General features: G+C 72.4%; 16 protein-coding genes. 2 read left to right on the plus strand and 14 right to left on the minus strand.

Annotated features, from left to right (window positions below; translation table 11 throughout):
* The first annotated feature begins 92 nt into the window (after positions 1 to 92).
* Positions 93 to 1,274 carry an aminotransferase class V-fold PLP-dependent enzyme gene (locus AB0A90_RS21045; RefSeq protein ID WP_357250369.1) on the plus strand — a complete coding sequence of 394 codons (1,182 nt, stop codon included), beginning with the start codon at positions 93 to 95 and terminating at the stop codon, positions 1,272 to 1,274.
* Here the strand turns inward: AB0A90_RS21045 and AB0A90_RS21050 are convergent.
* Positions 1,195 to 1,899, minus strand: coding sequence for a M23 family metallopeptidase (locus AB0A90_RS21050; protein ID WP_357250372.1), 705 nt, complete (start codon positions 1,897 to 1,899; stop codon positions 1,195 to 1,197). The genes AB0A90_RS21045 and AB0A90_RS21050 overlap by 80 nt on opposite strands.
* Positions 1,900 to 2,131: 232 nt before the next feature.
* Here AB0A90_RS21050 and AB0A90_RS21055 point away from each other — a divergent pair, with 232 nt between their 5' ends.
* A complete protein-coding gene (locus tag AB0A90_RS21055; protein ID WP_357250375.1) occupies positions 2,132 to 3,259 on the plus strand; it encodes a sulfite oxidase in 1,128 nt (375 codons plus the stop codon).
* Between the two features lie 60 nt (positions 3,260 to 3,319).
* Here AB0A90_RS21055 and AB0A90_RS21060 read toward each other — a convergent pair whose 3' ends face one another.
* From AB0A90_RS21060 to AB0A90_RS21120, 13 genes are all read right to left on the minus strand, one after another.
* Positions 3,320 to 3,643, minus strand: a complete 324-nt coding sequence (locus AB0A90_RS21060; protein WP_007075222.1) for a DUF2469 domain-containing protein — start codon at positions 3,641 to 3,643, stop codon at positions 3,320 to 3,322.
* Positions 3,640 to 4,452: a ribonuclease HII gene (locus tag AB0A90_RS21065; protein ID WP_357250378.1), complete on the minus strand. Its 813-nt coding sequence runs from the start codon at positions 4,450 to 4,452 to the stop codon at positions 3,640 to 3,642. Before AB0A90_RS21065 ends, AB0A90_RS21060 begins: the two co-directional genes overlap by 4 nt.
* Positions 4,446 to 4,931 carry an NUDIX domain-containing protein gene (locus tag AB0A90_RS21070; RefSeq protein ID WP_357250381.1) on the minus strand — a complete coding sequence of 162 codons (486 nt, stop codon included), beginning with the start codon at positions 4,929 to 4,931 and terminating at the stop codon, positions 4,446 to 4,448. Before AB0A90_RS21070 ends, AB0A90_RS21065 begins: the two co-directional genes overlap by 7 nt.
* Positions 4,932 to 4,978: 47 nt before the next feature.
* Complete coding sequence (lepB, locus tag AB0A90_RS21075) at positions 4,979 to 5,614, minus strand: signal peptidase I (RefSeq protein ID WP_357250384.1); 636 nt, start codon at positions 5,612 to 5,614, stop codon at positions 4,979 to 4,981.
* 10 nt (positions 5,615 to 5,624) lie between these two features.
* A complete protein-coding gene (gene lepB / locus AB0A90_RS21080; protein ID WP_357250387.1) occupies positions 5,625 to 6,494 on the minus strand; it encodes a signal peptidase I in 870 nt (289 codons plus the stop codon).
* Between the two features lie 183 nt (positions 6,495 to 6,677).
* A complete protein-coding gene (rplS, locus tag AB0A90_RS21085) occupies positions 6,678 to 7,034 on the minus strand; it encodes a 50S ribosomal protein L19 (RefSeq protein WP_030335223.1) in 357 nt (118 codons plus the stop codon).
* A 143-nt stretch (positions 7,035 to 7,177) separates the two neighbouring features.
* The gene (gene trmD / locus AB0A90_RS21090; RefSeq protein ID WP_357250391.1) at positions 7,178 to 7,951 is read right to left on the minus strand and encodes a tRNA (guanosine(37)-N1)-methyltransferase TrmD; all 774 of its coding nucleotides are present in this window, start codon (positions 7,949 to 7,951) and stop codon (positions 7,178 to 7,180) included.
* 10 nt (positions 7,952 to 7,961) lie between these two features.
* A complete protein-coding gene (gene rimM, locus AB0A90_RS21095) occupies positions 7,962 to 8,522 on the minus strand; it encodes a ribosome maturation factor RimM (RefSeq protein ID WP_357250394.1) in 561 nt (186 codons plus the stop codon).
* Positions 8,522 to 8,782 (minus strand): RNA-binding protein, encoded by a 261-nt coding sequence (locus AB0A90_RS21100; protein ID WP_172862164.1) that lies wholly within the window; start codon positions 8,780 to 8,782, stop codon positions 8,522 to 8,524. The genes rimM and AB0A90_RS21100 overlap by 1 nt, the downstream gene beginning before the upstream one ends.
* Positions 8,757 to 9,272, minus strand: a complete 516-nt coding sequence (gene rpsP / locus AB0A90_RS21105) for a 30S ribosomal protein S16 (RefSeq protein WP_357250397.1) — start codon at positions 9,270 to 9,272, stop codon at positions 8,757 to 8,759. Before rpsP ends, AB0A90_RS21100 begins: the two co-directional genes overlap by 26 nt.
* 219 nt (positions 9,273 to 9,491) lie before the next feature.
* Positions 9,492 to 11,579: a geranylgeranyl reductase family protein gene (locus AB0A90_RS21110; RefSeq protein ID WP_357250400.1), complete on the minus strand. Its 2,088-nt coding sequence runs from the start codon at positions 11,577 to 11,579 to the stop codon at positions 9,492 to 9,494.
* 1 nt (position 11,580) lies between these two features.
* On the minus strand, positions 11,581 to 12,564 hold the full coding sequence (locus AB0A90_RS21115) for a polyprenyl synthetase family protein (RefSeq protein WP_357250403.1): 984 nt from the start codon (positions 12,562 to 12,564) through the stop codon (positions 11,581 to 11,583).
* 2 nt (positions 12,565 to 12,566) lie between these two features.
* Entirely contained in the window at positions 12,567 to 14,147 is a 1,581-nt protein-coding gene (locus AB0A90_RS21120; RefSeq protein WP_357250406.1) for a hypothetical protein, read from the minus strand.

The following is a 14,147-nucleotide window of genomic DNA, read 5'->3' on the forward strand; positions in this document are numbered from 1 at the left end:
TGTCGAGCGGAAACGCGCCGCCCACCGGCAGGCCCACCCGCTCGCCCGATCAAGCACCGGAGGCGAACGAGCCCGACGGTTACGATCATCAGGTGAGCGTCCCGCAGCCCCCTGAGCCGATCCCGGGCGCCCGTCTGCTCTTCTCCCTGGACCCGGCGGTCAGCCATCTCAACCACGGCTCGTTCGGCGCGGTCCCGATCGCGGTGCAGCGAGCCCAGCAGCGGCTGCGCGACGAGATGGAGGCCAACCCGCTGCGCTTCTTCACCCAGGGCCTGGTCGACCGGATCGCGCACACCCGCCGGCACCTCGCCGGTTTCCTCGGCGCCGACCCCGACGGCAGCGCCCTGGTGGGCAACACCACCACAGGTGTCGCCGTGGTCCTCCAGTCGCTGGGCCTGCAACCCGGCGACGAGGTGCTCAGCACCGACCACGGGTACGGGGCGGTGAGCCTGGCCATCCAGCGCGAGTGTCGCCGCACGGGGGCGGTCAGCCGCGTCCTGCCCATCCCGCTGGACGCCACCGACGAACAGATCGTGCAGATCGTCCGCGCCGGGCTGCGCCCGGGGCGGACCCGGCTGCTCGTCGTCGACCAGCTCACCTCGGCCACCGCGAAGCTCTTCCCGGCCGCCGCCATCGTCGGGGCGTCCCACGAGCAGGGCGTGCCCGTCCTGGTGGACGCGGCACACGCCCCCGGAATGCTGGCCACCCCGGTGAGCGGCATCGGCGCCGACTTCTGGGCCGGCAACCTGCACAAATGGGCGTACGCCCCGCGCGGGACCGCGCTGCTGACGGTGGCACCGCGGTGGCGGGACCGGATCGAACCGCTTGTCGTCTCCTGGGAGCAGGAGTCGGGTTTCCCAGCCCGGATCGAGTGGCAGGCGACTCTCGACTACACGTCCTGGCTGGCCGCCCCGGCGGGGCTGTTCACGTTGCGAAGTCTCGGCCTGGACCGGGTGCGGGCGCACAACGCCGCGCTCGCCGCGTACGGCCAGCGGGTGGTGGGGGACTCGCTCGGGGTGGCACCCGCCGACCTGCCCGACCCCGGCGGGCCGGGGGTGTCGCTGCGTCTCATCCCGCTGCCGCCCGGCACGGGCACCACGATCGACGCGGCGCGGGCGTTGCAGGCGCGGATCGGCGAGCGGCTCGCCACCGAGGTGGCGGTGATGAGCTGGAACGGCCGTGGGTGGCTGCGGCTCACCGGTCAGGTCTACAACACCGCCGACGAGTACGAGCGGCTGGCCGTGCGCCTGCCGGCGCTGCTCGCCCAGCGCTGACCTCACCGCCGCCGGCTCCCCCGACCGGGAGTAGGCGCACCGGGCCGAGGCCGAGCAGGGCAAGCGGATCGAGATACTCCTCGTCCCGGCGGAGTCCCCAGTGCAGGCACGCCTCGGCCGGGCAACCCGGATGACCGGGCAGCAGCCCGCCCAGCGGTGTGCCGGCGGTGACCGGCTGGCCGGGTCGTACGGCCGGTTGGACCGGCTCGTGGGTGGTCCGCAGGCCACCGGCGTGGCCCACGGTGACCACCGGCCGGCCGGCCACCAGGCCGGCGAAGAGCACCGTGCCCGGCCCCGGGCTGCGGATCACCGCTCCGGCCGGGGCGGCCAGGTCGACGCCGCGGTGGCCCGGCAGCCATGGTCGCGGCGGCGGGTCGAACCGGCGCACCGGACGAGGCGGCCCGTCGACCGGCCAGCGAAACCGCCCGGCCGGTGCCGGGTCGGCCGGCGGTGGGTCGGCGAGCGGGACGGTCCGGGCGGCGACCGGCACGGTCGACGTCGGTGGTTGGCCGGGCACCGCCACGACCAGCACCGCCAGCCCGCCGAGCTGGACGGTCAGTGCGAGCGGGAGCGCGACGCGGGACAGCAGCGTGCGGCGGATCGAATGAACGGATCGTGGTCGCATGACGGCAGCCTCGGCCGAGGCTGGCTCGTCCGCCAGCCCGGCCGCCGGGGCTGTGGACAACCGGAGTGGCTGTGGACGACCACCCCACAGCTTCGGTGATCTGTTATGCGGACGCCGTCCACGGCCCAACCGGCCGACCGCACTCTGCCTCGGCTTGACCGCCCTTGTGAAACAGGCCCTAGGCTGGGCCGAGTACGGCGGGTGCCGCCGTGTGGACCGGGGAGGCCCAGGTATGACCACTGTCGATGACCGGACGCCGACGGTGGCCGACGTGAGCGGCCCGTCCCGGCTCGCGGGGCCGGACGAGGCGATCAGCGCCGAGGAGTTGCAGCTCGCCGCCCGCAACCACGGCATCCCGTTGGAGGCGCTGCGTTACGACGTCACCCCGGCCGGGCTGCACTACCTGCTCACCCACTACGACATCCCGGAGCTGGACGCGGCGACGCACACGCTGACCATCGGCGGCGCGGTGGACCGGCCGCTGACGGTCACGCTCGCCGAGCTACGCGAGCGACCGCGGGTCACCCACCAGGTGACGCTGGAGTGCGCCGGAAACGGCCGAGCCCTGCTGCACCCTCGGCCGGTCAGCCAGCCGTGGCTGGTCGAGGCGGTCGGCAACGCCGAGTGGACCGGCACTCCCCTTGCTCCGCTGCTGCGAGAGGCGGGCCTCGACCCGGCCGCGGTGGACGTGGTCTTCACCGGCGCGGACCACGGCGTCGAGCGCGGGATCGAGCAGGACTACCAGCGGGCACTTCCGGTCGCCGATGCGCTGCGCGAGGAGGTGCTGCTGGCGTACGAGATGAACGGCGCTCCCCTGCTGCCGCAGCACGGTGCGCCGCTGCGGCTGATCGTGCCGGGCTGGTACGGGATGGCGCACGTGAAGTGGGTCCACTCCGTCGACGTCCGGACCGAGCCGTTCGAGGGTTATCAGAACGCGGTCGCCTACCGGGTGCGCACCGACGCCGACGACCCGGGCGTGCCGGTGACCCGGATCGAGCCACGGGCGCTGGTCCGGCCGCCCGGCTTTCCGGACTTCATGTCCCGTCGCCGGGTCGTGCGGGCCGGCGCGTGCACGGTGGACGGTCGGGCGTGGTCGGGGCACGCGCCGGTGGTCGCCGTGGAGGTCACCACCGACGGTGGGCTGAGCTGGGCTCCGGCCGAGCTGGACCCGGCCGGCGGAGGCGACTTCGCCTGGCGGCGCTGGCGGTACGAGTGGACCGCCACCCCGGGCCGGTACGTGCTCGGCGCGCGGGCGACCGACGCGTCCGGGCGGACCCAGCCGGTCGAGCAGCCGTGGAACCGTGGCGGCTTCGCCAACAACCTGGTGCAGCGGGTCGAGGTCGTGGTGCCGGCCGAGTGACCGGCAGGTGCCACGTCACGGGTGGGGGACCCGCGGCGCGGCCGAGCGGTGCGGTTGCGGTCAGCCGCCGAAGCCGGAGTCGGCGGGCAACGAGATGTCGGGCTTCTCCAGCTCTTCGACGTTGACGTCCTTGAAGGTCATCACTCGGACGTTCTTCACGAAACGGGCCGGACGGTACATGTCCCACACCCAGGCGTCGTGCATCTCGACCTCGAAGTAGACCTCGCCGTCGGAGTTGCGCACGTGCAGGTCGACCTGGTTGGCCAGGTAGAACCGACGCTCCGTCTCCACCACGTACGAGAACTGGCGGACAATGTCGCGGTACTCCCGGTAGAGCTGCAGCTCCATCTCGGTCTCGTACTTCTCGAGATCTTCCGCGCTCATCGCACTCCGCCTTCCATGGCCACATCTTCCCCCACCGGCGTCGGAGGCCGAGGCTGCTCGCCCAACGCCACGCCGACGGTACCCCCTGACGCCCCGGAGCGCTCCATCGGCTCGTCCCGGCCGGGACCGCCGGGACGTCTGGCGCGCGGCGGCCGTCCGTCGCGGCCGGAGACCGTCGCGACATTGACGTACGAGAACCGGTGCTCCCGGCACGGTCCGTGCTCGCGCAGCGCCGCCGAGTGCTCCGGGGTGATGTAACCCTTGTGCTCGGCGAAGCCGTACGCCGGGAACACCCCGTCCAACTCCACCATCAACCGGTCCCGGGTGACCTTGGCGAGGACGCTCGCCGCCGCGACGCACGCCGCCACCCGGTCACCCTTCCACACCGCGAGCCCCGGCACCCCCAGGCCGTCCACGCCGAAGCCGTCGGTCAGCACGTACTCCGGCCGGGTGGTGAGCGAGGCGAGCGCCCGGCGCATCGCGGCGAGGTTGCACACGTGCAGGCCCCGGGCGTCGACCTCCTCGGCCGGGATGACCACCACGGCGTACGCGAGGGCGCGGTCCACCACCTCGGCGTACACCCGTTCCCGGCTGGCCGGGGTGAGCAGCTTCGAGTCGGCCAGCCCTTCGATCTCGCCGCGCCGACCTTCGGGCAACACCGCGGCGGCGGCGACCAGCGGACCGGCGCACGCGCCCCGGCCCGCCTCGTCGGCGCCGGCGACGTGTCGGAAGCCGCGGCGTTGCAGCGCCCGTTCCAGGGCGTACAGGCCGGCCTCACGGCGCACCACGGTGCGCGGCGGGGTCAGCACGGCGCCTCGCCCTGGCCTGCGGTGGTCGACATCCCCAGCCGGGTCAGCAGGGCGGGCAACTCCGGTGGGTAGAACCGGTCGCCGCTGGCCACCAACTCGGTGGGAAGCCACCAGCGGTGGTCGGCGATGCTGCGCCGCTCGATGTCGTTGAAGCCCGTGGTGTCCACCCGCCAGGATTCCACCCGGACGAGGAAGAAATCCTGCTCCTGGCGGTACCAGACACCGTCGAAGGAGAACTCGGTCGCGTCGGACCAGAGCGGCTCGCCCAACTCGACCGGGTCGAGTCGTAGGCCGGTCTCCTCGGCCAACTCCCGGGCGGCGCCCACTGCCGGCGCCTCCCCCGGGTCGAGCCCACCGCCGGGGGTGAACCAGTAGCGGTGCCCTGGTCGGGCCGGGTCGAAGCCCTCGAAGAGCAGGACCCGGTCGGCCGCGTCGACGAGCAGCACGCGGGCCGCGCGTCGAGGGGTGTAGACGGTCACCGCACCAGCCTGCCAGACCGACGGCGGATCGCCCACGCCCTGTCGGCCTACGGCTTGGGAATGCCGTCGAACCCGTCGGGCACCGTCAGCCAGGTGGCCCGGTTGACCGGCCAGAAGACGGTGAACGCCCGCCCGACCACGTCGTCCTCGGCGATGGTGGCCTCGGTGATGTTCTGCCCGGACTGCTGCCAGTGCTCCAGCGAGTCACCGGAGGCCGAGCGGTGGTCACCCATGACCCACAGCCGACCCTTCGGCACGGTGATGTCGAACTCCTGGTCGGCCGGCTTGTCGCGGACCCCGTCCATCGAGAAGATGTACGGCTCGTCCAACGACTTGCCGTTGATCATCAGCCGTTCCTGCGGGTCGCAGCAGACCACGTGGTCACCGGGAACGCCGATCACCCGCTTGATGAAGTCCTCGCCCTTGGGGTTGCCGCTCCACTCGATCGGAGCCTTGAAAACGATCACCTCACCGCGGTGCGGTGATCGGAAGTCGTAGACCAGCTTGTTGACCAGCACCCGGTCGTCGATCTTGAGAGTGTTCTCCATGGACGGGGAGGGGATGAAGAAGGTCTGCAGCACGAAGGCGCGGACCAGCACCGCGACCAGGATCGCCACACCCAGCAGGATCGGCAGCTCCTTCCAGAAGGAGCTGCGCGGCTTGTCGGTCTGCTCGTCAATCACGCCAAGGAGCCTACGTTGCCGAACTGGACGTCATCGACCGGAACGCGCGGGAACCGCGGAGAGCGGCCGCCAACGGGAGGATGAGCACCACACCGCCCTGCGGGGTCGGTCGCGCCGGGGGCACGCCCGAGGATGCCACGCTCGGCCCGGACACGTCGTCGAACGTCGGCGGCACCGGCAGCGAGTGCCACCGCGACGAGGGCCAGACCACCATGAAGGCCCGGCCGATCACGTTGTCGATCGGCACCGGGCCCTGGCAACGCGCGTCCTGGGAGACCTCCCGGTGGTCGCCCATCACGAAGATCTGACCTGGCGGTACGACGACCTCGTCGAAGCGCCGGGAGCGGCACTCCGAGGGGTTCGGCGGCAGGTCCAGCGGGGAGTCCCGCAGGACGTACGGCTCGTCGAGGGGCGTGCCGTTGACTGTCACCCGCCCCTGACTGTCGCAGCACCTGACCCGGTCGCCGGGGAGACCGATCACCCGCTTGATGAAGTCCTTCTCACCGGGACGACTCACCCCGATCAGGTCGCCGACGGTCCGGGTCACCTTGCCGACGAAGCCCGGCTTCGGCTGCTCGTCGACCTGTGGCGCCCACCGGTCGGTCCCCCGGAAGACCACCACCTCGCCGCGGACCGGGTCACGGACGTCGTAGACGACCTTGTTGACCAGCACCCGATCATCGACGAGAAGCGTGTCCTCCATCGAGCCGGACGGGATGTAGAACGCCTGGAGCAGGAAGGTGCGGATCAGCACCGCGAGGCAGAACGCCACCACCAGCAGCAGCGGAAGCTCCTGCCAGAGCGGCATCTGCCGGCGGGTGCGGCGAGCCCGTCGGCGCCACGGATCGACGGTGCCGTCCTCATCAAGCGTCTGCACCACGCCACTCCCCGGTCCGCAGAAACACCACCGCCCGGGAGCCTCGTCGAGGCTCCACGGGCGGCAGTGGACGGCTACCCGCCCACGTGGGCGGGTCCGCCGCCGTGCTGCGCCCGTGACGACCAGGGTAGTGCGGTCTGGTCGTTACGGCATACGCGCAGCTCGGACGGCGTGGCGAGCGGGAAGTCAGCTGGGCTGCTTCTCCCGCTTCTCCTTGATCTTGGCCTTCTTGCCGCGCAGCTCGCGCAGGTAGTACAGCTTGGCGCGACGCACGTCACCGCGGGTCACGACCTCGATCCGGTCGATGCCCGGGCCGTTGAGCGGGTAGGTCCGCTCGACACCGACACCGAAGCTGACCTTGCGGACCGAGAAGGTCTCGCGCAGACCGTCACCCTGGCGGCGGATCACGACGCCCTGGAAGATCTGGACACGGGAGCGGTTGCCCTCGACGACGCGGGCGTGCACCTTGACGGTGTCACCGGCCCGGAAGTCGGGAAGGTCGGTCCGCTTCGACTGGGCGTCAAGGGCGTCCAGGATGTTCATCGCTGCGTCCTCGTAAGGCTCACGGCGCACCGTCACTCGGTGCGCGGGTGGGTGATTCTGATCCCCGGGTGGTGGTCGGCGGGCCGACCCCGGTCGGTGATCCTCGCAGCCGCCCGCGGGAGCGGACGGATGCGGCAACCCCCCTACTTTGCCACATCCCCCGGTGGCGACTGAAATCCGGCCCGGTCCAGGGCCGCGATGTCCCGTTTGTCGAGCCGGTCGGCGGGCAGCGCGGCGATCAGGTCCGGCCGCCGGGCGGCGGTCCGCAGCAGACCCTCCTCGCGCCGCCAGCGGGCGATCTTGCCGTGGTCACCGGAGCGGAGCACCTCCGGGACGTCGTGCCCGCGCCAACTCGGCGGCTTGGTGTAGATCGGGGCCTCCAGCAGCCCGTGCGCGTGCGACTCCTCGTCCAGCGAGCCCGCGTTGCCCAGCACCCCCGGGAGCAGCCGCGTCACCGCCTCCAGCATCACCAGGACCGCGACCTCGCCGCCGAAGAGCACGTAGTCACCGAGCGACACCTCGGTGACCGGCATCCGGGTGGCGGCGTGCGCCAACACCCGCTGGTCGATGCCCTCGTACCGGCCACAGGCGAAGAGCAGATGCGACTCCGCCGCCAGCTCGTGAGCCATGGCCTGCGTGAACGGGGCACCGGCCGGGGACGGCACCAGCAGCCGTGGCGGTGGGGCGTCGACCGGCGCGAGGGCGTCCAGCGCCTCACCCCACGGCTCCGGGCGCATCACCATTCCCGGCCCGCCACCGTAGGGGGTGTCGTCGACCGTGCGGTGCACGTCGTGGGTCCAGGTCCGCAGATCGTGCACGGCAAGCTGGAGTACGCCGTTGGCCCGCGCCCGCCCGATCAGCGACAGATCGAGCGGGGCGAAGTACTCCGGAAAGATCGACACGACGTCGACGCGCATGGGGGTGTTCCTAAAGATCGAGCAGTCCGGCCGGCGGGTCGACGATCACACGTCCACCGGCCAGGTCGACCTCCGGAACGATCGCCCGGACGAACGGGATCAACGCGGTGCGCCCCTCGGGGCGTCGCAGCACCAGCAGGTCCGAGGAGGGCGCGTGGTCGATCCGGACCACGTCGCCCAGCCGTTCGCCGGCCGGGGTCACCACGGCCAACCCGACCAACTGGTGGTCGTGGAACTCCTCCGGGTCGTCCGGCGGGTCCACGTCGGCGCTGTCCACCACGAGCAGCGTCCCACGCAGCGCCTCGGCGGTGTTGCGGTCCAGGATGCCCTCGAACGCGATAAGCACCCGACCCTGGTGGAAGCGGGCTTCCTCGATGGTCAGCTCCGCCGGAAGCCGGAACGGCACCCCGGGTTCGTCCGCCGTGGCGGGAGCCGGGGGTGTCGCCCCGGGTTCGGTGCGCAGCACCGAACCCGGGGCGAACCGTGCCTCGGGCTCGTCGGTCCGCACTTCCACGGTGACCTCACCGCGGACGCCGTGCGGCTTGCCGATCCTTCCGATGACGAGCTGCATCAGTACGAGTCGACGATGTCGACGCGTACCCCGCGCCCGCCGATGGAGCCGATCACCTGGCGCAGCGCCTTGGCGGTCCGGCCGGACCGCCCGATCACCGTGCCGAGGTCCTCGGGGTGCACGCGGACTTCGAGCCGCTTGCCCCGACGGGAATCGACCATCCGCACCCGGACGTCGTCCGGGTGATCGACGATGCCCTTGACCAGGTGCTCCAACGCCGGACGCAGAGGCATGTCAGGCCTGCTCACCGGCGTCGGCAGTGGCGGCGGGAGCCTCGGCCGGGGCCTCGGTCTTCGGCGCCTCGGCCGCAGCCTCGGTCTTCGGCGCCTCGGCCGCAGCCTCGGTCTTCGGAGCCTCGGCGGCCTTGGCGGCCTTCTTGGCCGGCTTGGCCGGGGTCTCCGGGGCGAGCCCGGCGGCGGCCTTCGCCTCAGCCTCGTACGTCGCCTTGCGGTCGGCCCGCTCGGGGGCGACGAGCAGCGGCGGCGGGGCCGGCAGGCCCTTGTACTTCTGCCAGTCACCGGTCAGCTCCAGCAGGCGCTGCACCGCCTCGCTCGGCTGAGCGCCGACCGACAGCCAGTACTGGACCCGCTCCGACTTGACCTCGATGATCGAGGGGTCTTCCTTGGGCTGGTAAATCCCGACGAACTCGATCGCCCGGCCGTCGCGCTTGGTGCGCGAGTCGGCGATGACGATGCGGTACTGCGGGTTGCGGATCTTGCCCATCCGCAGGAGCCGGATCTTTACGGCCACAGTTGTTTCGCTCCTGTTGCGATCTCACCGGCCCGTGCGGGCGGTGTGCATGGGTGAGCGCCGACCGGACCCGTGGGGTTGGGCCGGAGACTACTCGGTGGACTAGCGACGTGCCCGGGTTAGAGGGCGCCGGACGCGCGCCGGATACCAGCGACCCATTCTGCCAGATGAAGCGCCGATCACTCACACCGGAGCCCCGGACCCGCCCGCCCGTCGCCGCTACGTGACCGACATCACCCTGCCGTCGGGATCCACGGTGCCCGGCAACCCGGGGGTGGCCAGCCGAGCCAGCAGTTCACGGGCCGGGCCGGCGGGCACGATCCGCAACGCCTCTCGCGCCCGTTGGGCGTGCTCGGCGATCAGGCCGAGCAGACCGGCGACCCGTGGGTCGTCGGGCGCGACCGCCCCGGGCTGCGCCGACCCACCCCACCGGGACGCCCCGGCCAGCTCCCGAAGCTGCTCGCCGAGGGCATAGGCCGCGCCGACCTCACGACCGTAGGTGGCCAGCGCGTTCACCACCGGAACCCGGGCGCCGCCGAGCCGGCCGCCGAGCCGACACGGCAACTCGAACGCGATGGCGGCGCGCCCGACCAGGACGGCACCGCCGGCCCCGCCGCCCGACGACGGGTCGTCGCGCAACTCCTGAGCCCGCCCCTCACAGGCCACGGTCAACGCCTCGGCGAACTCGGCGACCACCGGGCCGCCGCCCTGCGCGGCGAACTCGTACGCACGGGCCAACAGGAAGTCCGCGACCAGCACCGCGAACCGGTTGCCCCACGGCGTCGGTCGTGGCCCGGTCGACCGGGGCTCCTCCCGGGCGCTGTCCACCGCCAGCCCGGCGAGCAGACCCAGGTCGACCGCCGCGGCGAGGGCGTGCCGAAGCGGATGCTCACGGCCCCCGACCGCCGCGGCGACCAGCAGCAGCACCGCCGGACGCAGCGAGAGGGTCGACAGGTCCTCGTCCACCCCGCCGAGCCGGACGAACATCGGCCAGTCCTCACGAACGCAGCCGGCGAGCAGCTCGCCCACCGCCATCAGATCGCGCCGCAGGTCGCGGGCCAGCTCCGGCGCCGGCTGCGGCAGCGGGTCCAGCAGGACACCCGCCCGTGCCCCGTCCGGGAAGAGCGCCAGCCGGCGGCAGAGCGCGAACAGTGGCCGGTCGTCGTCGAAGGTGGCGTCGAGCACCCGCCAGGCGAGCAGGTAGCGGCGCACCGAGTACCGGCCGGTCTCGAAGTAGCCGGACTGCCGGGCGGCCAACTGCCGGGCGTACGGGGCTGGGTCCACCGGTCCCGTCTCGGCGCGGCGACGTGCCGTGTCGATCCGGTCGGCGGCGAGCAGGCCCGACTCCAGTGCGAAGCTGATGCCCTCGCCGGTGAACGGGCTCACCAGCCCCGCCGCGTCGCCGACCAGCAGCAGCCCTGGCACACCGCACCGGGAAGGGTCGAAGTCCAGCCGCAGCGGCGCACCGGTCATCGGTCCGGTCGCACGGGCCGCCCGGAACCGGTGGTCGGTCGCCATCAACTCGGCGACGAAACGCTCGTACAGCAGTCGGACGTTCTCCCGGTGGGCCGGGTCGAAGAGGCCCACGCCGACGTTGGCCGTCCCGTCGCCGACCGGGAACACCCAGCCGTAGGAGGGCAGCACCCGCCGGTCCGTGACGTCCGCCAGCGGAAGGTGGATCTCCAGCAACTCGTCGAGGTCCGCGATGTGCGTGAAGTAGCCCCGGGCGGCGAATCCGGTCCACTCCCGGTCCGGGCTGCGCAACCCGGCCTGGTGAGCCAGCCGCGAGGAGGCCCCGTCGGCGGCGACCACAGCCGGGGTACGCAGCGAGAAACGTCGGCCGGCGTACTCGACCTGCACGCCGTGGACCCCGGCGGCGCCGCCGAGCAGCCGGGTGGCTCGTGCCCCGGTCCAGAGGACCGCACCGGCGCGCACCGCCCGTCGGCACAGCACCGCGTCCAACTCCAGTCGGGGCACCACCATGCCGTACCCGGTGCCGTCGGGGTCCTCGTAGTGGAAGTCGCGACCGCCGCGCCCACGCATCCGAATCCGCACCCCGCCGACCCGCTGGGCACCCGTCAGCTCGTCGAGCACTCCCAGCTCCGCGAGCAGACGTACGGCGCTGCGGGTCAGGCCGTCGCCGCAGCACTTGTCGCGGGGGAACTCGCGCCGGTCCACCAGCAGAACCCGGCGGCCCAACGTCGCCAGCCGGTAGGCCGCGGCCGCGCCACCCGGGCCGGCGCCCACGACGACCGCGTCGAAGCCGTCGAGCCGGTCCGGGATCATCGGCGGGTCCGGCGTATCCATCTCAACCCGCCCTGGTGACGGCGTAGTCGGCGAGCCGGACCAGCGAGTCCCGGGCCGGGCCGGGAGGCAGCGGGTCCAGCCGTCGGGCGGCCTGGGCGGCCCGGCTCCGGGCCTCGGCGAGGACCTCGTCCACGGCTCCCGAGGCGACGACCAGCTCGGCCACCTCGGCCAGCTCCGCCGGGGTGGGCTCGCGTACCTCCAGAAGGTCGCGTAGCCGGCCGGCGGCCGGTGTGTCGCGGGCCAGCAGCCGCAGCACCGACAGGGTGTAGACCCCTTCCCGCACGTCCGTCAGCGGCCGCTTGCCGAGCGCCTCGTAGCTGCCGCGCACGTCGAGCGCGTCGTCGGCGAGCTGGAAGGCGACACCGAGGTCGTGGCCGTACCCGGCCAGCGCCTCGACGATCGCCGGCGGCGCCCCGGCGAGCAGCGCGCCCAACCGGCAGGGCAACTCGAACAGGGTCGCCGTCTTGCCGGCGATGATCTCCAGGTGCTCCGCCTCGGTCAGGCCGGTGTAGAACGCGTTCTCCGTCTCGCGGAGCTGCCCGGCGCAGAGCGCGACAAGCGCGGCGGCCGCCTCCCGGCCGTACCGGTCGTCGAAGGCGGCGAGCAGGGCGATCGCCCGGGCCACCAGGAAGGTCCCGGCGACCACGGCCGCCGGCTCGCCCCATTCGGCGTTGACGCTGGGGCCGTGCCGCCGGGTGACGGCCCGGTCCATCACGTCGTCGTGGTAGAGCGAGGCCAGGTGCAGCAGCTCCAACGCCGCGGCGGCGTCGAGCAGATGTGCCGGACGCACGGTGCCGAATTCCGCCGCGACCAGCAGCAGCGCGGGACGGATCCGCTTGCCGCCCCGGCGCTGCAGCGCCGTCGCCATCGCCCACAACGCCGGGTCCGACGCGGCGACGGCCTCCCGCATCCGCCGGTCCAGGCCGGCCAGCGCCTCTCGGGTAGGGGCGCTGGCCAGCCAGTCCGGATCGGGTGCGGCACCCATCGTCACCGCTTCCGCTTCGGCTTCGGCTTGGTGGGCTTCTCGGCCGCCGGTTGGCCGGCGTCACCGCTGCTCCCACCGCAGCCACAGCCACCGTCGCCGCGCCGCCCGCTGCCGGGAGCACACAGGGTGGGCACCCGCTCGACCAACTCCTGTGCCTTGTGCAGCAGTTGCTCGTCGTCGAGCATCCGCAGGATCTCCACGGGAGTACGACCGACGGCGTCGTTCGCCAGCGCCAGCACCTCCTCGGCGGCGGAGAGTTCCTCGGCGGTCAACCGGTCCGCGAAGCGGCGCAGCGTCTTGCGGGCCTCGTCGAGGTGCTCGCTGGTGAGCGTCGCCTCGGAACGCTGCGGCTGGAGCAGCACCGCGCGGGCCGTCTCGGCGTAGGTGTCGTAGAGCTTCTGCAGGTGCCGCCGGTCGGCGTCGGAGACCTTCGTCGCCCGGACCCGGGCCACCAGCCCGTCCTCGTTGGCGAAGTAGGTGTCGACAGCGAACCGGCCGACCCTGGTCTGCTGCAGGTAGCGCTGCCGGAACTCCTTCTCGACCGCCACGTCGAGGTCGACGTCCCGGTCCAGGACCCGGCGAGCGGTGCTGCTGGATGCGCAACCGCAGGCGCTCTCGTTGCCACCCTCGCCGCCCAGGTAGACCACCGACCCGGAGTCGCCACCCTCGGACAGGTGGGCGGTGGCGATCTGGCCCTCGAAGGTGGCCACGCCGACGCCGGGACCGTAGTCGATGCTCGCGCTGACATCCAGCTCGGTCACCGTGGAGGTGGTGTACTCGGTGGTCCGGCCGACCTTCTCCACGTTGCTGCCGATGTCGACGCCGGCGATGGCACCCGCACCGCTCAGGAACGTCACGTCGAGCTGGCGCAGCACCTCGTCGATGGGGTTGATCAGAGTCCGGTTGCAGGAGCCGGCGAAGAGCAGACCGATCGCCGGATGGTTGCCGTTGGCCACCGGGTAGATGTTGTCCTTGACCTGGTCGATCACGTCGTTGGGCTGGGAGACCTGGCCGATCGCGCAGTCCACCAGGTTGCCGGCCGGGTTGATCATCACGAATCGCTTCAGGGTGGCGATGGTGTCGGCGGGCGTGGTGCCGCCGTCGGCAGAGCCGGGCTGCGTGATCGCGTCGCCGATCGCCCCGGCGTTGGAATTCGCCAGCACGTGGTTGTTGCTCAGGATGCAGAGCGAACCGTCGGTGTTGTCGGTGACCAGCGCGCCAAGCGTGCCGGCCGTGACATTGAGGTGCGCGACGCTCACCCCGTTGGGCGCCGGACGTTCCCGGGCGGTGAACTCCTGGGCGAAGAACGGACCGGTCTCCACCACGTCGACCTCGACGAAGTCGGACCCGAAGTAGACCCGCCGCGGCAGCAGCCGGGTGGTCGGTAGGAACTGCCTCGGCACCTTGCGGACCACGTACACCACCAGGGCCGGCTCCTCCGTGCGGCGGCCGCTGACCTCCCGTCGGCCGTAGGCGAGCCCGCTGACGTTCGGGTCGCCGAGCAGCCCGGCCAGTGGTCCTTGACGGGCCGCCCGGGCCAACGCCCGGGCCTTGACGTAACTGTCGTCGAACGGATTGGACAT

Origin of the sequence: Micromonospora sp. NPDC049204, assembly GCF_040647935.1 — a bacterium.
Taxonomy (GTDB): Bacteria; Actinomycetota; Actinomycetes; order Mycobacteriales; family Micromonosporaceae; genus Micromonospora.